The organism is Nocardia arthritidis, assembly GCF_011801145.1.
Classification (GTDB): Bacteria; Actinomycetota; Actinomycetes; order Mycobacteriales; family Mycobacteriaceae; genus Nocardia; species Nocardia arthritidis_A.
In genome coordinates this window covers 6,667,938-6,687,013 of sequence record NZ_CP046172.1, presented here as the reverse complement: position 1 = coordinate 6,687,013, position 19,076 = coordinate 6,667,938, and the positions used below count along the sequence as shown (strand labels likewise).

The window sequence follows — 19,076 nt, the reverse complement described above, 5'->3', positions numbered from 1 at the left end:
GGGCTCGTCGAATCGAAGGAGAAGTAGATGCCGCTCGCCGGATACAAATCCGCGAGAGTTCTGGCCGCCTGCGCCGCCGCCACGCTGGCGGGATTGCTGCCGCAGGTTCCCGCACCGGCCGTTCCGGCAACCCCGGGGCTGAAAGTGTTGACCTACAACGTATTTCTGATGAGCAAATCCCTGTACCCGAATTGGGGGCAGGACCATCGGGCGAAGGCGATCGTCGCCGCCGATTTCTTTCGCGGCAACGACGTCGTCGTGTTACAGGAGGCATTCGACAACGGCGTCTCCGCCGCGATGAAAGCCGATGCGGCACAGCACTATGCACATCAGACGCCGGTGGTCGGCCGCAGTCGGGACGGCTGGGACGCGACGGGCGGCAAGTACTCCGATTTCACCGCCGAGGACGGCGGAGTGACGGTAATGAGCAAGTGGCCGATCATCCGGAAGGAACAGGTGCTGTTCCAGAACGGCTGCGGTGCGGATTGGACGGCGAACAAGGGTTTCGCCTATGTGGTGCTGGACGTGAACGGGACCAGGGCGCATGTGGTCGGGACGCATACCCAGTCGACGGACAGCATGTGCCGTGCGGGGGAGGCCGTCTCGGATCGGGCGAAACAGTTCCGTCAGATCGGAGAGTTCTTGGATGCCAAGAAGATTCCGGTCACCGAGCAGGTTCTGGTAGCGGGCGACCTGAACGTCGACTCGCACGGCGCCGAGTACGCGACGATGCTGGAGAATGCCGGATTGGCGCCCGCCGACGCGCGCACCGGCCATCCGTACTCCTTCGATACGAAGGAGAATTCGATTGCCGCGTACCGTTATCCGAACGACGGCCGCGAGGATCTGGACTATGTGCTGCACCGAAAGGGGCACGCGCGGCCCGCGAGGTGGCGCAACACCGTGATCAAGGAGCAGACCGCTCCATGGACCGTCACCCGCTGGGGTAAGGACTACACGTACACGAACCTGTCGGATCATTATCCCGTTGTCGCGGAACCCAACTGACGGTCGGCTCTGATCGTGCGCGCACCCCGGATCTCCGGCCGGGGTGCGCGGCGATCACGGCTGAGCCCTGCGCCAGGGTTGCAGGGATCGGTAGAAGTGTTCGTAGGCGGCGGTAATCGGATCGGTCCAGGCGATCAGGCGTTGCCAGAGCGCGGTGAGCCGGGGCGGGAAACGGTAGTGATCGATCTCCGGGTTCATGTGGTTCCTCTTGTTCGGCGGTGGATTTCGCCGGGGGACCGACGTCGTGCCGCAAATATCGTCGGTGGGCCCTTCAGGGTGATACCCGGCGTGCGACCGATAACACCGCGGAGATCGGGGGCGCTGCTGACCGGCTCGGAGGCCCCAAACCATTTCGGGGCTTGCCGAATTCGGATCCTCGTGCCCAACTGATAAGTCGCCTTATCAGGCGAGTATCCCGTTGTCGCAACGTATTCGAGCCGAATTGTAGTTGTCGTCACATACCGATGTGTCACGCCGGACAGCCGGTTAGATTTCGATCGGGCCGGGTTTCGTTGAGTTGAGGTTTGATGAGGCGTAAGAGGGTACGGGTCGTACATTTCGCCGGGTCGGTGGCGGTGCTCGCCGCGGTGGTCATGGGGACCGTCGCGGTCCCGGCGGCGACCGCGCAACCCGATGGGGTAGGTGCGTTCGCCGGGGTCGTATCCGACGGTTGGGGCGGCGTCGTCGGCGCCCGCTCCATTCGGTACACCACCGAAAGTCCCACCGGCGCAACGACCATCGCCACCGGAATCGTGGCGGTGCCGAGTGGACAGCCCCCCGCGGGCGGTTGGCCGATCGTGGCGTGGGAGCACGGCAGCCGCGGCCTCGCCAATCAGTGCGGGCTCACCAGCCTCCCCGGTCCGGACGCCGATATCGTGCGGCGATTCGTCGACACCGGCTACGCGGTGGTGGCTCCCGACTTCCTCGGTTTGGGTCCGGGCACCCAAGCGCCGCATCCGTATCAGCATTCCCGCACCGAGGCGACCGCGACGGTGGATCTCGTGCGCGCCGCCCGCGATGCCGATCCGCGGCTGTCCAAAGCTTGGGCGGTCACCGGTGTTTCGCAGGGCGGCCACGCCGCGCTCAACACCGGGAATATCGCCTCGAGTTATGCGCCGGAGCTGGATTTCCGCGGCACCGTCGCGATGGCGCCCGCCTCGAATATCGAGACCATTCTGCCGCTGATCGGCCCGCAGATGCCCGCGCTGCCCGGCACCGGCGAGGCGGTCGGTGTGCTCGCCGCCGTGCTGGCCGGAATGCGCTCCGGCGCACCGGATTTCGATCTAGGACCGTACCTGACCCCGGCGGGCGCCGACCTGCTCGACCGGCTGAGCACGTCGTGTGTGCTCGACTTCGGTGGGCAGGTGGGTTCGACATCGTTCGGATCCCTGCTGGCACAACCGCTCTCGTCCGGACCGTTCCCGGATCGGCTGCGGCGCTACACCGCAGTACCCACCACGGGGTACCGGCAGCCGATCCTGCTGGCGCACGGCATCGCCGACGTCTCGGTCCCGCTGCCCGCGACGCTCGCACTGGCGGCCGGATTCCGGGCCGGCGGTGTCGATTTCGACCTGCGGACCTACGATGCCGACCACCAAACCATCGTCGATGTCGCCTGGCCGGATACTCGCGCCTTCCTCGGCCGTATCCTGCCGCCGCGCTGAACCTTCCGAGCGCTACGGCACCGGGATCGCGGTTGTGGTCACGGCCGGGCTTATCAGCAGGGTTCGCAGGATTTCGTCGCGGGCGGAAACGGTGCGCACGCGCATGGCGGCCCTGGCTTCGATCGGATTGCCTTGGCGGACAGCCTCGGTCACCGCGATCCGCTGCCGTGTTCGTTCGGGCGGCAGGGTCGGCGTCAGCCGGGCGACCAGTCGTGCGACCCGTTCGATCTCGTCGAGCACGGTGACGACCGCCATCGCCAGCCGGTCGTTTCCGGAACCGTTCGCGATGATCGCCTCGTACTCGTAGTTGGCGCGCAGCCGGTCCTCGAAACCGGTTTCGCCCGTGTACTTTTCATCGTCGTCGATGGACAGCTCGTCGAGTCGGCGGGCCGATTCGGCGTCGAGCCGACGTGTCGCGCACAGTCCGGCGGCTTCGGTCTGGAGCAGGGTTCGCATATCGCACAGGTTTGCGACATCCGCGAGGGTGATCGCGGAAACGACGTATCCGGAGCGGGGCAGCGGTGCGACGAGGCCGTCGCGGTGCAGTCTGGCGAGCGCCTCGCGGACAGGTGTTTTACTGAGCCCGAGCGTTCGGGCCACTTCGTGCTCGGTGAATCTCGCGCCGGGCGGCCGGTCCAGTTCGATGATCGAGCGTTTCACCGTGCGGTACGCCCGTTCCATCATGGTGCCCGGCTCGGGGTGCCGGAGCAGCAGATCAGGTTGGTATCGCACCGGAACTCCAGGCGTCGGCGGTGACGATATCCACGCCGCGGGCGGGAAATACCTTGTCGACGAAGAATTCGTGCACCTGCGGGTCCGGATCCGCGCAGGCATCGCGCACCACCGTGACGCGATAGTCGCGGTCGAGCGCGTCGTAGACGGTGGCGGCGACCATCGCACTGGTGGCCACCCCGGCCACCACCACCGACGTCACCCCCTGTGCGCGCAGGATCAGGTCCAGATCTGTTCCGGTGAACGCGCTGGCCCGATGTTTGACGACCACCGCGTCGTCCTCGGTGGCGCCGAGGCCGGGATCGAGTTCGGTGCCGGGCGAACCCTGGCGGTATTCGGGTAGGGCATGCAGCGCGGCGATCAGCGAGTTGGCGGGTGCGACATCGAAGCCGTTGTCGCGCAATTCAATTCGCACGAAGAGGATAATCGTGCCGGTTTCGCGCGCCCGGGATACCAGCGCGGCGACCGTCGGAACCAGGTCTCGCGCGAACGCATGGGCGCCGGTGATGCCCACTTGGAAATCGCCGACGATAAGCGCGGTCGTCATCTCAATACCTCATTTCCTCGAACGCTGAGATACTAACAAGCGAATCTGATATCTCAGCATCGGCCGAGCTCACCGATGCGGTTCGGCGTGGACATGCGCGCGCACCCCGTGCACGCCGAACAGGATGAGAAGTTCGACCGCGCCGCCGTCGGCGCTGCCGAGCCAGTGCGGCACCGACGTGTCGAATTCGGCCGCCTCACCGGGCGGCAACGTCATATCGCGCTCGCCGAGCACCAGCCGCAGACGGCCGTCGAGTACATACAGCCATTCGAAGCCCTCGTGCGTCTGCGGTGTCGGTTCGAGCGGTTCCGGCCGGGCGGGAATGATCATTTTGAACGCGTGCACCCCGCCCGGTCTGCGGGAAAGCGGTACGTAGGTCATCCCGGACCGGTAGATCGGCTTCAGATGGATCCGGGGATCGCCGGTGCGCGGCGCGCCGACGAGATCGTCCAGCGGAACGCCGTATACCCGCGCCAGCGGCAGCAGCAGTTCCAGCGTCGCCCGCCGCTGCCCGCTTTCCAGCCGGGACAGCGTGCTCTCCGAAATCCCGGTCGTCGCAACGAGTTCGGCGAGGGTGAAGCCTCGTTCGCGGCGCAGCGCGCGCAGCCTCGGGCCTACGCCGTGGAGTACGTCTTCGGTATCGCGGTCCATCGGCTCATCTTGCCGGAACAGCAAGTTTGCGTGCCAGATCGCGGTGGGTTCGGTGAGACTGGGCGCGTCCCGATAGGAGGAGTCCACCATGCCACGTCGCCGCCGCGGAGCTGTTGCGCTTTCTCGAGTGACCGCGGTCGTGTCTCCGGCCTGGACGGACAATTTCGGACCCCGCGAAGGCTTTTCGACCGGATCCGGCCCGAAATTGTCCGCTCAGGCCGACTCGTGGCTCGGCTATACCGTCGGCCGCGCCATGCCCGACGATCTGAGCGCATGGGTCCTGCGCGACCTGACCGGAAAGCACACCTACACAAGGCATCTCGTCCGCGGCATGGTCCCGTTCCTGCCGCTGTTCACAGCCTTCCTGCTATTCCCCGGCCCATTCTGGATCCGCGCCGCCATGACCCTGCTGGCACTGATCCTCGCCCTGTTCTACTGCGCCGCCTACATGGCCCCGAACCGCACCCACCGCCTCACACAACACGGCTACCCCGCCGACCTGGACGCTCCGGGCGTCCTACACGCCACCGCCCACGAACGCGCCCGCTACAACGTCAACCACCCCCGCCCCGAAGGGTAATCGGCCGGTAGCCGAATAGTACTGGCGCAGAGTTGTATTCGTGCTGACGCTATTTCCCGGCCTCTGAAGCGTCCGTACGACCCGGGGTGACGGGAGGTCGGGAACCTCCGTCACGCATGGTCGGCAAGACTGCGGTCCAGCGCCTGGATGAGCCAGTAATGTGCTGCTCCGACTGTCCCCCGTGATCCGTTGATCTCCCAGGTGAGCTGTGAGTAGCGGCGCATGCGCGGGTCGATCTCTGCGGAAAAGTCGTGTAGCGCGAGCCGAAACGTCGCGGTATCGCGTTCGCCACGCGCGGTTGCGTGGGCAGCGACGAATTGATCGAGTTCTGGTCCTGGGCGCGGGATTTCGGCTTTGAGGACAAGGGGGATGGTGCGGGAGTAGGCTTCAGTGATTTCAGGGAGCAGCGCGGGGTTGATGCCGACTTCGCTGCCGTTGGACAGCCAGATCTGACGCGACACCGCCAGCCTGAGTCCTGGGTCCTGTGTGAGAGTGGCGAGTTCGGCGTAGGCGAGTGCTTGGCTCGGGGTCGGGTATGACGGCGGTTGAGGAATGTTCATCGCGATGAATTCGTCGAACGCGGCGGGTCGCATGGCGGTGAGTACCGTTCGCCAGAAGTTGACGAGCATGTTGTGCGCGGCGCGGCCGTGCTGCACTGCTGCCAGCAATTCCAGCTTGGTGGCTACGGTGACCGGCTCCGCGTTCTCGATTGCTGAAAGCCCGGCGCGCTGCCAGGCCATCGTGCTCAGTGCGATGTCTACCTCGCGGCGTTGGGCCGCAGCCACCTCCGCGATCGAGACGGAACCGTCGAGGACCTCCTTGATTCTGTCCAGGCTCAGGCCGAAGGCTCTCAACCGGCGGATGAGCGCCACACGCTCTGTCGCATCTGGGGTGAACACGCGGTGCCCACCTGGAGTTCGCCGATATTCGAGGATTCCGCTGTCGCAATAGAAACGGAGGTTTCGCACGGATATCCCGGTGGTGCGCGCCAAGGTTCCTATGCTGACGAGGTTTTCGCCGCGCGTGAGGTCAGTCACAGCTCCTTGAACCTCCAGTCGAGTGGAGGTTCTAGCGTAGTGGTCGACGTCACCGGAGGTGGTCGAAGCCAGATGGCCGGTCGGTGTCAATTGTCCGGTCACAGTCGAGAAAAGAGGGGGCCGCGGATGAGTAATCGAATTGCGGGTGCGGACGCCGGTGGCGGGGAGATCAGCCGGAGCCGTGGCGGCATGATGCCGGATTCGCGGTGGTTTCGGCTGGTCATGAACGCGTATCCGCAGTTCTTGTTCTCCAGCGTGCGTGTGCAGCGCATCGCCACGGATTGGACCTCGGTCGAGGTCTCTCACCGGGTTCGGCCGTGGAATCGAAACGCGAACCGAGCGGCCTTCGGCGGGACCCTGTTTTCGATGACCGACCCGTTCTACGGGATCATGGCGCTCGGTCAGCTCGGCCCCGGCTACCGAGTCTGGAACACCTGCGCGAGCATCGAATTCGTCGCTCCTGGCCGCGGAACCGTCAGCGCGACCATGGAACTCGACCCGGATGTGGTCGCGGAGATCCGGGATAGGACCGCGAACGGGGCCAAGTCGATCACCGCACACGTCACCGAGATTCGCGATGGCGACGGCGCGATTGTCGCGAAAGCGAGCCAGGACCTCTACGTCCGCCGCCTCCACTAGCTGCAACGTCCACTCGCGCGGGGCATCGATCAGACCGCACCTGGTGGTGGTCCGGCCGAAGCCGGATTGCAGGCCCACCACATACTTTCGAAAGGATTTCCGCATGGCCAAGCGCCTCACCCAGCTGCAGCTGCTCACTGAGCTGGAACCGGTCGCCGCACACAACCTCAACCGGCACCTGTCGCTGGCCAAGGAGTGGCACCCGCACGATTACGTCCCGTGGGACGGCGGACGCAACTTTGCCGCCATGGGTGGAATCGACTGGGACCGAGAGCAATCCAGGCTCTCCGATGTGGCCAAGGCCGCGATGATCACGAACCTGCTCACCGAGGACAATCTCCCGTCCTATCACCGGGTGATCGCCGAGCATTTCTCCCGAGATGGTGCGTGGGGCACCTGGGTGGGGCGCTGGACCGCCGAGGAGAACCGGCACGGGATCGTGATGCGCGACTACCTCGTCGTCACTCGAGGTGTGGACCCGGTCGAACTCGAACGTGCGCGTATGGCGGCAATGACAAAGGGCTTCGACCCGATGTCTGCTGTGGGGCAGGCCGATATCGATTCGGATGAGCTGGCCGATGCGGGATTCCTGCATGCCATCGCTTATGTGACATTCCAGGAGCTCGCCACCCGGCTCAGCCACCGCAATACCGGGACGGTGTGCGACGACCCGATCGCCGACCGCATGCTGCAACGCATCGCCGCCGACGAGAACCTGCACATGATCTTCTACCGCAACATGTGCGCCGCCGCGCTGGATCTGGCACCCGATCAAGCCCTCGAAGCCATTTCGATGATGCTGAGGAATTTTCAAATGCCCGGCACCGAGAACCCCAACTTCCGCCGCTATGGGGCACTGATGGCCACACATGGTATCTACGACAGGCGCCAGCACCTCGAGGTTGTCGTCATGCCAGTGCTGCGTACCTGGAAGGTCTTCGAGCGCAACGATTTCACCGCACATGGCGAACGGACCCGCGAAGAGCTCGCCGGATACCTGGCAGGATACGAGAAAGAAATTCTCCGGTTCGAGGAGCGGCGTGAACGAATCGCCGCTCGCAAGGCGAGCAAACAAAAGACGCCGGCACCGTCGTCCTGACATCGGCATGGGCAGTCCTCGCGCGGACATCGGTCGCGCCCTCTGGACTCGGTATTCGTCTCGTAGCACCGAGTGTCGAATGCCGAATCAGATGAAATTCCGTCACTTTCACCGCCCGGTGTTCTGGACGATCCAGTCGACCATGGCTTGGCTGCCGATTTCGGGTTTGCCGTCGTTCTGTTTTTCGGCGGCGGCCACGACGTCGAAGTGGTGGCGGCCCGGGGCGTAGACGGTGTTTTCCGGGACCAGGGGGCCGGGGACCGGGAACAGGGCGGTGAGCGGGTTGAGGGCGTGGATGCCGTCGTTGATCTCACCGATCGAGCCGAGGGTGGTCAGCATCGGCCGGTGGTAGACGTCCTCGCGGTGCGGTGCGGCGGCGTATTCCCACCATTTCATGTTGGCCATGAACAGGTTTCCAGGCCCGTCGACGTAGGGCAGGTAGATCTCGATGTAGTTGCTCGGCCCCTCGAACCAGGTGCGGGCGAAATCGTGTAGGTCGACCACCTGAGCGGATTTCGCGGCGTATGGCGCGCCATCGGCCACCGGCGCCGGATCCTCGTCGTAACTGCGCCAGGTGCAAAGGATATTCGGATCGACGGGTGCGACTCGTCTTGCGCCGGGCGCGATTTCGTGCGAGATCAGGTCGCCGATATCGGGGAACTGCGCGAACAGCGGGATCTTTCGCAGCTCATCGAGGAACGGCAGATGCAGGTCGGCGAGCTGGTTGGGCACCGGGAAGTCTTTGTCGGCGACCGGGCAGTCGCCGTAGGAGCCCATGCTGTTGCTGAGGATCGAAACCGGCGAGCCCTGGCTGCCGAGCACCGCGCCGAACAGTGCCGCGTTGGTGTAGCGGAAGCTCCAGACGTCCGGCGTGTTGGTGATCGCCTGCTGGTAGGTGCGGGACAGGAAGAGCCGTAGCGTGGCCTCGGTATTGAGGGTGTGCGGCAGGATCCGCAGCAGGTCGGTTTCTTGGTCCGGTTCGAAATACGCTGCCATGGCGATGATTTCGATGAGGTAATAGGTCTCGGGCGTCAGTACGACGCTCGAATCGAGATAGGGATACAGCGAGGAAAGGCCGCCGACAACGCCGGGGATGCCGCGGTTGTAGGTGTAGGCGAGCCCGGCGACCATATCGACCAGGCTGCCCAAGACGGGCATGTTGCCTGCTCCGGCGGGGTCGGGGGTGACCAGGGAATCGTCGGCGAAGAATCCCGCGCATTGCGCGTAGCCGGGTCCGTCGTGGGGCACGCTGGCCCGGTCGAGGTCGAAATCCCATGCGCTGTACAGGCCCGCGATCAAGCCACCGTAGGAGTGCCCGCCGCAGAACACCTTTCGCCCGCGTGCCGCCGCATCCGGAATCGCCTCGGCCATGATCTGGTGCCAGTCGCGATTGTCCTGCTCTTGGCGCATATCGCGCAGCCATGACGCACTGCCGTGCGGCGAACCCGGAACGTTCCACCAATCGAGGGTGCCCCCGTATCGGCGGCCGTCGACGGTAGCTCCGTGGAAGTAGTAGTCCACCGCGACGTGGTAATCGTGCGCCGCCGTCGCCGCATCGATTCCGGTGCGGTCGACCAGGCAGGTCGGGCGGCGTTCGACGGCCCAGAATTCGACGTGTTTACCTTGTGCCGCAGCCTTTTTCACGACCTGACGGGCCTTGATGTCATAGGTGCTCGCACCGCCCTGGAATCCGGCCTGCGCGCTCACGACGGCATCGGCGTCGGCCGAATCCCGCGGGCCGTTCTTGTCCCGGTAACGCATGTAGTGGATCCAGTCGCATTCGGGCGGATGCGCGTCGAATCCGGTGGTGAGCGGCGAATACAAACTCACCCAAGAGATTTCGACCGCCGGATCCGGATTCAGCGAATCCACGACTTGCTCGGTGCGAGTGTTGTACGCGGGGTCGCCGTGTGCGAGCGGCGCGGTTGCCAGCGTGGCGAAGGTCGCGGTGATCAGCACGCCGCCGATGCTGCCGGTCGTACGCGCCGCGCGCCGCAACCGCCGGGACACCGCGGTCGGCGGCCGGGTCGAGCGGGCAACGATGCGACGCTGTACCTGGTTTGACATGATCCGGCCCCTTTGCCGACGACCGCGACGAACAGCGCTTCGATCCACTCTCGGCCCTGACCGTCCGATAATTGAAAATTTAGATTACCGAAAAATAGGCTCGCGCTCACAGTCTGTCAACGGTTTGCCTTGAAATAGCCGCTCAGTAGGTTCTCGGCGAGTCGCAGCACGGCATCATTCCGGCCTGACGGCGAGTAGCGACTCGACGGCCTGCCGCATCGGCGTTCAACGGTCCTGTCGGATCGCGCTGATGGCCCGTACCTCATCGATGAGGTGAACTTTCCGTGCGCAGCCCCAGGACCCGGCCGAACCCGGCTTCGTCAACGTGCCGACCGGGCAGGTAGGGCGATTCTATCGAGACCCAGCAGCACGGCCCGCGAATATCCTTACGCCGGAGCGTAATTCGGGTCAGGCTGGCAGGTGATGTCGGTGTCCGGCAGCACACCCTCGGCGAAGTAGTGGTTGACCGCGGCGATGAGGCAGGGGCTGAGGACGGGGCGGAAGGTGCCGTGAATTCGGGTGTCGGACAGTGTGATCAGGCGGGAGGCGGTCAGATCGCGGTGCAGCGCAAGACCTTCGGCGTAGGCGGTGCGGGTGTCGCGCTCGGCCTGCAGCATGAGGACGGGGACCGCGTTGTGGACCTCGGTGGGCGGTTCGACGGGGTCGGGCCAGTATGCGCAGGCGGTGATGTTGTTGGCGAACGCGCCGAAGACCGGCTCGGTGGCCCTGGTGCGTTCGATATTCGCGTAGTACCAGGCGGGATCGCGTGGCGCGGCCCGGTCGCCGCACAGCACCGCGGCCATACCCGCGGTCTCCAGCGGGACGGCGGCGGTGATCTTGGCCTTCAACTGGTCCATATCGATGGGCAGGCCGGAGACGCCGTCGGAGATCAACCGCACCACGGCGGCGAGGTCGGGATTCGCCCTCGGGTTCGTCAACAGCGCGAGCACCATCAGCGGGACGGTGTGTTCGTCGATGAGGTACCCGCTGCCGATCACCGGATGTGCCGCGGCGCGGTGGATCATCTCCTCGACGAAGGCGCGTACCGCGGATGCGGTTGTGCCGAAATGATATTCGTCGTCGTGGCGGGCGGCCCAGCCCGCCCAGTCGTCCAGGCCCGCCTCGTTGATCGGACCCATGTCCTGGAACATTCCGATCCAGTACCGGTCCGGATCGACATTGCTGTCGAGCACGATCCGCCCCGCGTGGTCCGGGAAGAGTTGGGTGTACACCGAGCCGAGATAGGTTCCGTAGGAGGCACCGAAATAGTTGAGTTTCGCGTCGCCGAAGGCGCTGCGGACGATATCCATATCGCGGGCGGTATTGCGGGTGGTGATGTATCGCGCCTTCTCCGGATCCGGTGCGACACAGGCGGCGGCCAGCGCGGCGGCGAGCGCGGTGTCGCGCGCGTAACCGAAGATGTCGAATCCGGCCGAGAACATCATGGTCGGCAGCGGCAGCGCGCAGTTCATCTTGTCGGAGCGGCCGATTCCGCGCGGATCCATGCCGATCAGATCGTATTGCGCGCGCACATCGGGTGACAGCGTCTGCCCGACGTTGAGCATCATCTTCAGCCCGGGACCGCCGGGGCCGCCCGGATTCGACAGCAGGAAACCGCGCCGCCGCGCCGGATCGGTAGCCGGTATCCGCGACAGCGCGACGGATATGGTGCGGTCCTGCGGGCGGCCGTAGTCGAGCGGCACCGTGACGCTCGCACAGTCGGCGTGTGCGGCGTCGAGATCCGGGTCGCCACAAGGTTTCCAGTCCAGGCTCTGGTGGTAGAACCGGGCCGGGCTCGCGTCCTCGGGTGCGGCCATGGCCGGGCATTCGCTCGCGAGGCCCACGAGCACCGCGATCCCCACTGTCAGCCGTCGAGCCCACCGTGCAGGCATCGTCTCTCCCGTCCGAACCCGTCCAGTCGCCGCACAGGCTACCGGCTCGCGAATCCGGGCCGCGGCCGGGGTTCGCGGCGATGACCAAAGAATTTGGGGCACAGAGAGTTTGGTCCCGGCCCCCGGTAACATCCGGCAAACCGGACCGGATATTTCATATGTCTTCCGAGTCCATGGGTCGATAGTCCGGCAGATCCGCTGGGGCGGAAGACAATCCACGTTCATCGCAGGTGTAACTCCGACGGGGGAACCATGAGAAGCAAGTCAATGGCGGCAGTCGTACTGGCCGCGGTCACCGCGATCGGCCTCGCCGGATGCGGTTCCGCGACCAGCTCGCAGAGCGCGCCGACGACCAAGCCGGGCAATGTCACCACCCAACCGAATCCATCAGCGTCGCAACCGAATACGGTCGCGCCGACGAACGGCCGACCGGCGCCGGGTGCGACGGTGGTCGACGACAACGGGCCGACCCCGGGCGCGACGACGGTCCGCGACGATCAGCCCGCGCCGCCCGTGACGACGGTCAAGAACGACGATCCCGCGCCGCCCGTGACCTCCGTCAAGAACGATCCGGCCGGACCGTACGGCAGCGGGCACGGCCTGTGTTTCGATCTGAACTCCAAGCTCGCGGCCGATGCGATAGCCGGCCTCGCTCGGCCCGCGGTCGGCAGCTGGCAGAACCCCTTCGCGAGCAATGATCCGATCTCCGCTGGCTGTGACGGCGTACTGTCCTGGATGACGGTGGAATCGGGCAATATTCACCCGTACGTCCATGTGCTGTTCTTCACCGGCGGCACCTATCTCGGCACCGCGACCCTGAAGCCGTACGGCTACACCCAGGTGCTCGGCAAGACCCGGAATACCGTTACGGTGCAATACAAGTGGGCGGAGAAGTTTGATGCGCTGTGCTGCCCCACCGGCGGTCCGACCGAAGTGACGTTCACCCTGAAGGGCCGGTCGGTCAGCCCCAAGGGTGAGTTCCCGCCGGACAACTGAACGGTGCTCAGGAGACATTCCTCGGCGCGGAAACGCGCATAGCCGTGGAATTGCCGGTGGTCGCGACCCGCGGCGCGACATATCTTGCCGGACAAGGGATGCCGTACCGCGGGGCCCGTTCGGCTACCGGCCGGTTGCCGACGGGCGGTCGACGATTGTTGCCGACATGCCGGTCCGCTGGCCACCCCCGCGCGGATGCGGTGATAGCTTTCCGGCATGTCTGCTGGTGACACCCTGGTCGATACTGGTCGGTTCGTGGCTGCGGAGCCGTTGCTGGGACGTGGCGTTCGACTACACGACACCTACATCGTCGGCCGCGAGAAGATCCGCGAATACGCGCGCGCCGTACAGGACTTCCATCCGGTGCACTGGGATGAGACGGCCGCGCGACATGTCGGCTACGCCGATGTGGTGGCCCCGCTGACCTTCCTGTCCCTGATCGGGATCCAGACCTTCGAAATGCTGCTCGCCGAGGTTCTGGTCGACTACGACCCGAGCGGCATCATCCAGACCGATCAGATCCTGACCTACCACCGGCCGGTCACCGTAGGCGACCGGCTGATGTCGGACAGTCACGTGCATTCGCTGCGCCACGCGGCGGGCGGCGACCTGATCACCACCAAGAACACCGTTTTCGATCATCTCGGACGGCCCGTGCTCACCGGCTTCACCGGTGTGATGGCCCGCTCGCCGCAGGCATCGGCGCCCGCCGACTCCGGTTTCGTGGACGCGCTGAAAACCGTGCTGCGCTACGACATTCGCAACCGCGTCACCCCGCCGCGCGGCCCGGCCGACGAGCTGGCCGCCCCGGAGATGTCCGGCTACGCCCAGCGCACCGGTCTGCCCGCGTACGCGGTGTCCGCCGGTATGGAACTGCCGCCGCGCACCATCGAACTCACCCTCGGCGATCTGGTGAATTACGCTGGGGTGTCCGGTGATTCGAATCCGATCCACTGGAGCGTGGAAACCGCGCGGCTCGCCGGGTTGGATAAGGGCGTCGTCGCGCACGGCATGCTGCTGATGGGCGCGGGCGCCGGATTCGTCACCTCATGGCTCGGCGACCCCGGCGCCGTCCGCGATTACAGCGTGCGCATGACGAGCCCGGTATATGTGCGACACGACAGGCCGGGCATCGTCGAATTCGCCGGTAGGGTCAAATCTGTCGATACCATCGACCGCACGGCGGTCATCGCCATCACCGCCACCCACGACGGTAAGAAGATATTCGGCCGCGCGATCGCGACAGTGCAACTCTCCTGAGTCGCCGCTATTCATTGTGTCTGCTGTCGAGCAACCAACTGGTGTACCGAGATCGATCGCTGCCCTGATCGTCCGATCCAGCCGATGGGAGATGTTCCGATGAGCCGATACGCGCCCTTCTACGCGGACGTGCAGTCCCACTATGACCTGTCGGACGATTTCTTCGCGCTATTCCTGGATCCGAGCCGGACATACAGCTGCGCGTATTTCGAAAAAGACGACTACACACTGGAACAGGCGCAGTTGGCGAAGGTGGATCTGGCCCTCGGCAAGCTCGGCCTGCGTCCCGGCATGACGCTGCTCGATATCGGCTGCGGTTGGGGTTCGACCATGCTGCGCGCCCTCGACCACTACGGTGTCGACGTCATCGGGTTGACGCTTAGTGAGCATCAGCATGCCCATATCCGGTCGCTGCTGGCGGCGCATCCGAAGCGTGCGCACGCCGAGGTGCGTCTGCAGGGCTGGGAGGAATTCGACGGCAAGGTCGACCGGATCGTGAGTATCGGCGCGTTCGAGCATTTCCGGCACGAGCGGCACGCCGACTTCTTCGATTTCGCCTATCGGGCGCTGCCGGACGATGGCCGAATGCTGTTGCACACCATCGTCATCCACGGCTTGGACTATATGCACGAACGTGGCCTCAAATATGATCGCGACGATATCGCCTTCATGCGCTTCATCCGCGGTGTCATCTTCCCGGGCGGTCAGCTGCCGTTCGCGACCGGCAGCGAAAAGCTGCCCGGCGTCAAGGAATTCGCGGAGCGCGCCGGATTCACGGTCGAGTTCATGCAGCCGCTGCAATTGCACTACGCCAGGACGCTCGATTGCTGGGCGGCTTCCCTGGAAGCGCACCGCGACGAGGCGATCGCGCTGTGCGGGCGGGAAACCTATGACACCTATATGCACTATCTGACCGGATGTGCCCACCATTTCCGTGCCGGGCATCTGGATGTGGTGCAGTTCACCTGCGTCGAGTAGCGAATCGTGGTTCGGCTCAATTGGATTCGGCGGCCAGGCGCAGGCCGAACGCGATGAGCACGGTCGCGCTGAGCCGATCCAGCCAGCGCCGAACCCGGTCCCGCAGCAGGTAGGTGCGCAGCTTCGCGGCCATGGACAGCAGCGTGCTCATCCAGATCAACCCGATGCCGACGTGGATCGCGACGAGCGCCGCACCCCACGCGATGGCGCCCGCGGGCAGGAACTGCGGCAGCAGGCTCATATAGAACACGCCGACCTTGGGATTCAGCAGGTTGGTGGTGAGCCCGGCCCGCAGCGCGGCCGACGGACGCGCCACTGGGACCTCCGGTGCGTCCTCGGGGGATCGGTTGCGGCGCATGCTCTTCCACAGCGCGGACGCACCGAGCCAGCACAGGTAGCAGGCGCCTGCCACCCGCACCGCGTCGTAGGCGAGCTGCGAGGCCCGCAACACCGCGGTCAACCCGGCTACGCTCGCGGTGCCCCACACCGCGCAACCGAGGCTGATACCGATCAGCGAAAGGAATCCCGCCCGCCAACCACCCATGACGGCGTAGCGCAGCATCAGCATGGTGTCGAGTCCTGGTGTCAACACCGCCAACAGGGCGACTACCACGAAACCGAGCAGCATTCCACTGGACATCGCCGCATTCCAGCACATTCGGGCGGCGCGTGCCACCGCTGATTCCTGGGTCTGGGCGGAATACTGTGTGGCGGCGCACTGTTGGCCAGCGTGTATCGACGTTGAGGAGTGTTCGACGATGCCGAGTCCGGAAATGCAAGCGGTGATCGAGGCCTTTCGAGAGCGCAGGAAGGTCCGAGCCGGACAGGCGCCGCCACCGCTGTCGCAGGTGCGGGCGGCATTCGCGCCCGCGCTGCGGCGCCACCCGATTCCGGACGACGTGCGGGTCACCGCGGTGAACGCCGGAGGCGTTGCCGCACACTGGCTTTCGGCACCGGGTGCGGATTCCGATCGGGTGCTGATGTTCGTGCACGGCGGCGGCTACTCGATCGGATCGCTCGGCAGCCACGGCGAATTGGCGGCGCGGCTGGGCCGCGCGGCCGGTATGCGGGTGCTGTTCCCGGAATACCGGCTGGCGCCGGAACATCCGTTCCCGGCAGCGCCCGAGGACATTTTCGCCGTCTGGCGCTGGCTGCGCACCGATGCGGGTGTTGCGGCGAAAAACATCGTGCTGGCCGGTGATTCGGCCGGCGGCGGGTTGATCGCCGGACTGCTGCTGCGGCTGCGCGACGCGGGCGCGGAGCTACCCGCCGCCGCGGCGCTGCTCTCGCCCGTGCTCGACCTCACCGTCTCGGGCGCATCGGTCGTCGAACGCGTCGACGACGACCCCGTTTTCACCCCGAATATGCTGCGCGGCATCGCCACGGTCTATCTGGCCGGAGCCAATCCGCATGTGCCGCTTGCCTCGCCGCTGTTCGCGGACCTGTCCGGGCTGCCACCGCTGCTGATTCAGGTGGGCGGCGCCGAACTGCTGCTCAGCGATGCGGAACGGTTCGCCGCGGCGGCCGCCGCCGCGGGCGTGGACGTCACGTTGGAGGTCGGCGCCGGGCTACCGCACGTCTACCAGACTGCGCTCGGCACACCGGAGGCCGCCGCGGCGACCGAGCAGCTCGCCGAATTCATCGCCGCGCGTATCCCCGTGTCGCATTAGCGATTTCGGTCAGAGCTATCGAATAGCCTTGTGCCGCAGCATGATCATTCCGCGCCCATGCAGCCGCAGCGCTCCGCCCGCGCCCGATAGCGCGCCGGGGTGACGCCCGCGAGTTCGTGAAAATCGCGGTGCAGGTGCGCCTGGTCGCTGTAACCGGATTCGGCCGCGACCTCACCCCAGTGCACCCGCTGCGGGCCGTTGATCCGCCGCAGCAACGACTGGAACCGGATGAGCCGCGCCATCGTTTTCGGTGTCGTGCCGAGGTGCTGTTTGAACCGGCGGATCAGATGGTTGTGGCTCCAGCCGATCGCGGCGGCGATATCGGCGATCGGCATCCGGCCCGCGGTATCCAGGATGAGCCGCCAGGCCTGAACGATCTGCGGCGTCGGCAGCACCGCGTGACTCAGCCGCGTCACCAGGAAGTCGTTGAGCACCGCGCCGCGTTCGGCATTGTTCGCGGCCGCGCCGATCCGCTCGCCGAGCCTGCGGCCGAAGCCGCCGGACAGATCGGTGAGCGAGACCGTCTCGGTCTCGAATTCGCCTGCGGCCGGGCCGAACAGCCGATAGGCCGCGAGCGGCGTCAGACAGGCGGCGGTGGAAACCGGCGGCGCGGTGACCAGATACGGTCGCGTCTCCCGTTTGACGAAACCGGTGAGCCTGCCGTCGACGGGTTCGTGCAGCACGGTGAGCAGCACCGTCGGATGGGCGGGCACCCGCCAGGAGGCGAAACAACGGTGCTGGCGGCCGTGCCGGTAGTCCCCGACCACCAGGCCGCGCAGCGCGGCGTGCGGCACGGTGTGTTCGGTGTAGCCGCGGCAGGAGAAGTCGGCGGGCGCCAGTCCGAGCACATCCGGCTCGAGAGCCGACAGCATGGCACCACCTCGCTCGTCGATCACGGTTCAGCCACGTATTTTAGCTGGACGAAGTGGCGGCGCGGTTGCGGCGAGCGCGGCTACTGTGGTCGATAGCCGTTCGCCGTGGGGAGGGCACCATGGCCGAGCCGCACCGGCCCACCGAGTATTCGCGCAGACCAGCCGCGCCTCGGTCGCGCGCGTACGGCGGAATCGACGGGTTCGCCGTCGCCGCACTGATCTTCGGGTTGCTCGGTGGCTGCCTGCTGGCGGTTCCGTTCGCGATCGTCGCGCTGGCCCGACTCGGTGCCAGGGGTGGGCGCGGGCGTCTGCTCGCGATCGGCGGGCTGGTCGCCTCGGCGGTTTGGGCGGTGCTCGTCGCCGTCGCGATCGCCGCCGGCTGGCTGCGCGGGCCGATCGCGGGTCGGCCCGTCGCCGCCCCGCTGCCGAGTTCGGTGCACGGAAATGCGATCGCCAGCAACGATCTTCGCGTCGGCGACTGCGTCGACGGTGTGCATATCGGACATATCGACACGGTGACGGTGCTGTCCTGCACCGCCCCGCACGACGCCGAGGTGATCGGTGACCCGGAACTGCCCGACGCGCCCTGGCCCGGCGCCGACGTGGTGGCCGAGCAGGCCCATCAGGTCTGCCGCGCCGAACTCGACGACATCCTGCGCACCAGCCCGCGCGTCGCCGGATATTCGCTGATCACGCTGTCACCGGACAGCGAAATCGGCTGGCTGCAGAGCAGGCGCATCGTCTGCGCGGTACACGACCCGGCCGGTGGCAAGCTCACCGGCCCGCTGCCACGCTGAACGCACCGGCGGCGGTCGTCGGGGAGTTGGTCACTCCTTCGAGTAGTCCGTGCTCAGCCACCGCTCCGGGCGCATCCGGATGATGATCGAATTGGCGCCGAGATTCTTCTCGACGAAATCCGCGCCCTCTTGCTCGCCGAAGTAGCGGATCGCGATCGGCCGCACCGTATCGGCGGTGGCCGGTTCGGTGCCGGTGACGGAGCCCTCCGCGGTGACGTAGCGGTACGGCGGCTGTTCCACCTGGGCGGTGATCGAGAAGCGGCCCGCCGCGCTGATCAGCTTCTCCTTCACCGACCCGATTTCGGTCCAGATGGCGACCTCGCCACCCGGTTCGTACGCGTACCAGATCGGCACCGAAAGCGGCGCCCGGTCCGGTCGCTCGACGGCGATCACGCCTACATGGAGGTCTGCCAGGAACGCCTCGCGCTCCGCCTTGGTCATCTTGGCCATCGAACGGTCCTCTCGGCTCGGCGATAGGTCACACGGTTACCAACCATACGGTTCGCCGGGTTATTTCCGGTGGATCGACGCCGCGCGAACGCTGGTGCACGATGGAAATCGCTGTCCAGCAGTCGATTTCGCATAAT

At 65.9% G+C, this 19,076-nt stretch carries 20 protein-coding genes; 10 read left to right on the top strand and 10 right to left on the bottom strand.

The genetic code is table 11. The features are described 5' to 3' along the window. Positions 1-27 precede the first annotated feature (27 nt). The gene (gene sph / locus F5544_RS30290) at positions 28-1,008 is read left to right on the top strand and encodes a sphingomyelin phosphodiesterase (RefSeq protein WP_167476337.1); all 981 of its coding nucleotides are present in this window, start codon (positions 28-30) and stop codon (positions 1,006-1,008) included. A gap of 54 nt (positions 1,009-1,062) precedes the next feature. On the opposite strand, the gene F5544_RS30285 is transcribed toward sph, so the two are convergent. Next, positions 1,063-1,206 (bottom strand): hypothetical protein, encoded by a 144-nt coding sequence (locus tag F5544_RS30285; RefSeq protein ID WP_167476336.1) that lies wholly within the window; start codon positions 1,204-1,206, stop codon positions 1,063-1,065. Between the two features lie 329 nt (positions 1,207-1,535). Between F5544_RS30285 and F5544_RS30280 the strand changes: the two genes are divergently transcribed. After that, positions 1,536-2,672 carry a lipase family protein gene (locus tag F5544_RS30280; protein WP_167476335.1) on the top strand — a complete coding sequence of 379 codons (1,137 nt, stop codon included), beginning with the start codon at positions 1,536-1,538 and terminating at the stop codon, positions 2,670-2,672. Between the two features lie 12 nt (positions 2,673-2,684). On the opposite strand, the gene F5544_RS30275 is transcribed toward F5544_RS30280, so the two are convergent. The 3 genes from F5544_RS30275 to F5544_RS30265 all read right to left on the bottom strand — a co-directional run bounded on the left by F5544_RS30275 (position 2,685) and on the right by F5544_RS30265 (position 4,602). Beyond that, positions 2,685-3,404: a GntR family transcriptional regulator gene (locus tag F5544_RS30275; RefSeq protein WP_203217378.1), complete on the bottom strand. Its 720-nt coding sequence runs from the start codon at positions 3,402-3,404 to the stop codon at positions 2,685-2,687. After that, a complete protein-coding gene (locus F5544_RS30270; protein ID WP_167476334.1) occupies positions 3,388-3,951 on the bottom strand; it encodes a cysteine hydrolase family protein in 564 nt (187 codons plus the stop codon). Before F5544_RS30270 ends, F5544_RS30275 begins: the two co-directional genes overlap by 17 nt. A 69-nt stretch (positions 3,952-4,020) precedes the next feature. Beyond that, entirely contained in the window at positions 4,021-4,602 is a 582-nt protein-coding gene (locus F5544_RS30265) for a helix-turn-helix domain-containing protein (protein ID WP_167476333.1), read from the bottom strand. Positions 4,603-4,729: 127 nt separating this feature from the next. Between F5544_RS30265 and F5544_RS30260 the strand changes: the two genes are divergently transcribed. Continuing rightward, complete coding sequence (locus F5544_RS30260) at positions 4,730-5,182, top strand: DUF5313 family protein (RefSeq protein ID WP_238846741.1); 453 nt, start codon at positions 4,730-4,732, stop codon at positions 5,180-5,182. A 110-nt stretch (positions 5,183-5,292) separates the two neighbouring features. Here F5544_RS30260 and F5544_RS30255 read toward each other — a convergent pair whose 3' ends face one another. Then, the gene (locus F5544_RS30255; protein WP_167476331.1) at positions 5,293-6,219 is read right to left on the bottom strand and encodes a MerR family transcriptional regulator; all 927 of its coding nucleotides are present in this window, start codon (positions 6,217-6,219) and stop codon (positions 5,293-5,295) included. A gap of 126 nt (positions 6,220-6,345) precedes the next feature. On the opposite strand from F5544_RS30255, the gene F5544_RS30250 reads away from it, so the two are divergent. Next, complete coding sequence (locus F5544_RS30250; protein ID WP_167476330.1) at positions 6,346-6,858, top strand: DUF4442 domain-containing protein; 513 nt, start codon at positions 6,346-6,348, stop codon at positions 6,856-6,858. Positions 6,859-6,961: 103 nt separating this feature from the next. Further along, positions 6,962-7,957, top strand: a complete 996-nt coding sequence (locus tag F5544_RS30245; RefSeq protein WP_167476329.1) for an acyl-ACP desaturase — start codon at positions 6,962-6,964, stop codon at positions 7,955-7,957. A gap of 108 nt (positions 7,958-8,065) precedes the next feature. Here the strand turns inward: F5544_RS30245 and F5544_RS30240 are convergent, their stop codons facing one another. Both F5544_RS30240 and F5544_RS30235 read right to left on the bottom strand, forming a co-directional pair. Next, positions 8,066-10,024, bottom strand: coding sequence for a hypothetical protein (locus tag F5544_RS30240; RefSeq protein WP_167476328.1), 1,959 nt, complete (start codon positions 10,022-10,024; stop codon positions 8,066-8,068). Positions 10,025-10,410: 386 nt separating this feature from the next. Continuing rightward, the gene (locus F5544_RS30235; protein WP_167476327.1) at positions 10,411-11,916 is read right to left on the bottom strand and encodes an alpha/beta fold hydrolase; all 1,506 of its coding nucleotides are present in this window, start codon (positions 11,914-11,916) and stop codon (positions 10,411-10,413) included. A gap of 252 nt (positions 11,917-12,168) precedes the next feature. Between F5544_RS30235 and F5544_RS30230 the strand changes: the two genes are divergently transcribed. The 3 genes from F5544_RS30230 to F5544_RS30220 all read left to right on the top strand — a co-directional run bounded on the left by F5544_RS30230 (position 12,169) and on the right by F5544_RS30220 (position 15,150). Next, the gene (locus F5544_RS30230; protein ID WP_167476326.1) at positions 12,169-12,912 is read left to right on the top strand and encodes an LppP/LprE family lipoprotein; all 744 of its coding nucleotides are present in this window, start codon (positions 12,169-12,171) and stop codon (positions 12,910-12,912) included. Between the two features lie 216 nt (positions 12,913-13,128). Next, the gene (locus F5544_RS30225) at positions 13,129-14,172 is read left to right on the top strand and encodes a fused (3R)-hydroxyacyl-ACP dehydratase subunits HadA/HadB (protein WP_167476325.1); all 1,044 of its coding nucleotides are present in this window, start codon (positions 13,129-13,131) and stop codon (positions 14,170-14,172) included. Positions 14,173-14,256: 84 nt separating this feature from the next. Next, positions 14,257-15,150: a cyclopropane mycolic acid synthase family methyltransferase gene (locus F5544_RS30220; protein WP_275106975.1), complete on the top strand. Its 894-nt coding sequence runs from the start codon at positions 14,257-14,259 to the stop codon at positions 15,148-15,150. Between the two features lie 16 nt (positions 15,151-15,166). Here the strand turns inward: F5544_RS30220 and F5544_RS30215 are convergent, their stop codons facing one another. Beyond that, positions 15,167-15,790: a LysE family translocator gene (locus F5544_RS30215; RefSeq protein ID WP_167476324.1), complete on the bottom strand. Its 624-nt coding sequence runs from the start codon at positions 15,788-15,790 to the stop codon at positions 15,167-15,169. Positions 15,791-15,908: 118 nt separating this feature from the next. Here F5544_RS30215 and F5544_RS30210 point away from each other — a divergent pair, with 118 nt between their 5' ends. Beyond that, positions 15,909-16,820 (top strand): alpha/beta hydrolase, encoded by a 912-nt coding sequence (locus F5544_RS30210; RefSeq protein ID WP_167476323.1) that lies wholly within the window; start codon positions 15,909-15,911, stop codon positions 16,818-16,820. A 44-nt stretch (positions 16,821-16,864) separates the two neighbouring features. On the opposite strand, the gene F5544_RS30205 is transcribed toward F5544_RS30210, so the two are convergent. Beyond that, positions 16,865-17,692: a helix-turn-helix domain-containing protein gene (locus F5544_RS30205; RefSeq protein WP_167476322.1), complete on the bottom strand. Its 828-nt coding sequence runs from the start codon at positions 17,690-17,692 to the stop codon at positions 16,865-16,867. Positions 17,693-17,811: 119 nt separating this feature from the next. Here F5544_RS30205 and F5544_RS30200 point away from each other — a divergent pair, with 119 nt between their 5' ends. After that, the gene (locus F5544_RS30200; RefSeq protein WP_167476321.1) at positions 17,812-18,489 is read left to right on the top strand and encodes a septum formation family protein; all 678 of its coding nucleotides are present in this window, start codon (positions 17,812-17,814) and stop codon (positions 18,487-18,489) included. Between the two features lie 30 nt (positions 18,490-18,519). Here F5544_RS30200 and F5544_RS30195 read toward each other — a convergent pair whose 3' ends face one another. Beyond that, on the bottom strand, positions 18,520-18,939 hold the full coding sequence (locus F5544_RS30195) for a pyridoxamine 5'-phosphate oxidase family protein (RefSeq protein WP_174867442.1): 420 nt from the start codon (positions 18,937-18,939) through the stop codon (positions 18,520-18,522). Positions 18,940-19,076 lie beyond the last annotated feature (137 nt).

Bases quoted from the DNA above. Each gene is read 5' to 3' on its own strand.
- F5544_RS30285 (WP_167476336.1), bottom strand. From the start codon at position 1,206: ATGAACCCGGAGATCGATCACTACCGTTTCCCGCCCCGGCTCACCGCG.
- F5544_RS30245 (WP_167476329.1), top strand. From the start codon at position 6,962: ATGGCCAAGCGCCTCACCCAGCTGCAGCTGCTCACTGAGCTGGAACCG.
- F5544_RS30205 (WP_167476322.1), bottom strand. From the start codon at position 17,692: ATGCTGTCGGCTCTCGAGCCGGATGTGCTCGGACTGGCGCCCGCCGAC.
- F5544_RS30265 (WP_167476333.1), bottom strand. From the start codon at position 4,602: ATGGACCGCGATACCGAAGACGTACTCCACGGCGTAGGCCCGAGGCTG.
- F5544_RS30210 (WP_167476323.1), top strand. From the start codon at position 15,909: ATGCCGAGTCCGGAAATGCAAGCGGTGATCGAGGCCTTTCGAGAGCGC.
- F5544_RS30235 (WP_167476327.1), bottom strand. From the start codon at position 11,916: ATGCCTGCACGGTGGGCTCGACGGCTGACAGTGGGGATCGCGGTGCTC.
- F5544_RS30215 (WP_167476324.1), bottom strand. From the start codon at position 15,790: ATGTCCAGTGGAATGCTGCTCGGTTTCGTGGTAGTCGCCCTGTTGGCG.
- F5544_RS30230 (WP_167476326.1), top strand. From the start codon at position 12,169: ATGAGAAGCAAGTCAATGGCGGCAGTCGTACTGGCCGCGGTCACCGCG.
- F5544_RS30280 (WP_167476335.1), top strand. From the start codon at position 1,536: ATGAGGCGTAAGAGGGTACGGGTCGTACATTTCGCCGGGTCGGTGGCG.
- F5544_RS30270 (WP_167476334.1), bottom strand. From the start codon at position 3,951: ATGACGACCGCGCTTATCGTCGGCGATTTCCAAGTGGGCATCACCGGC.
- F5544_RS30195 (WP_174867442.1), bottom strand. From the start codon at position 18,939: ATGGCCAAGATGACCAAGGCGGAGCGCGAGGCGTTCCTGGCAGACCTC.
- F5544_RS30240 (WP_167476328.1), bottom strand. From the start codon at position 10,024: ATGTCAAACCAGGTACAGCGTCGCATCGTTGCCCGCTCGACCCGGCCG.
- F5544_RS30250 (WP_167476330.1), top strand. From the start codon at position 6,346: ATGAGTAATCGAATTGCGGGTGCGGACGCCGGTGGCGGGGAGATCAGC.
- F5544_RS30220 (WP_275106975.1), top strand. From the start codon at position 14,257: ATGGGAGATGTTCCGATGAGCCGATACGCGCCCTTCTACGCGGACGTG.
- F5544_RS30225 (WP_167476325.1), top strand. From the start codon at position 13,129: ATGTCTGCTGGTGACACCCTGGTCGATACTGGTCGGTTCGTGGCTGCG.
- sph (WP_167476337.1), top strand. From the start codon at position 28: ATGCCGCTCGCCGGATACAAATCCGCGAGAGTTCTGGCCGCCTGCGCC.
- F5544_RS30200 (WP_167476321.1), top strand. From the start codon at position 17,812: ATGGCCGAGCCGCACCGGCCCACCGAGTATTCGCGCAGACCAGCCGCG.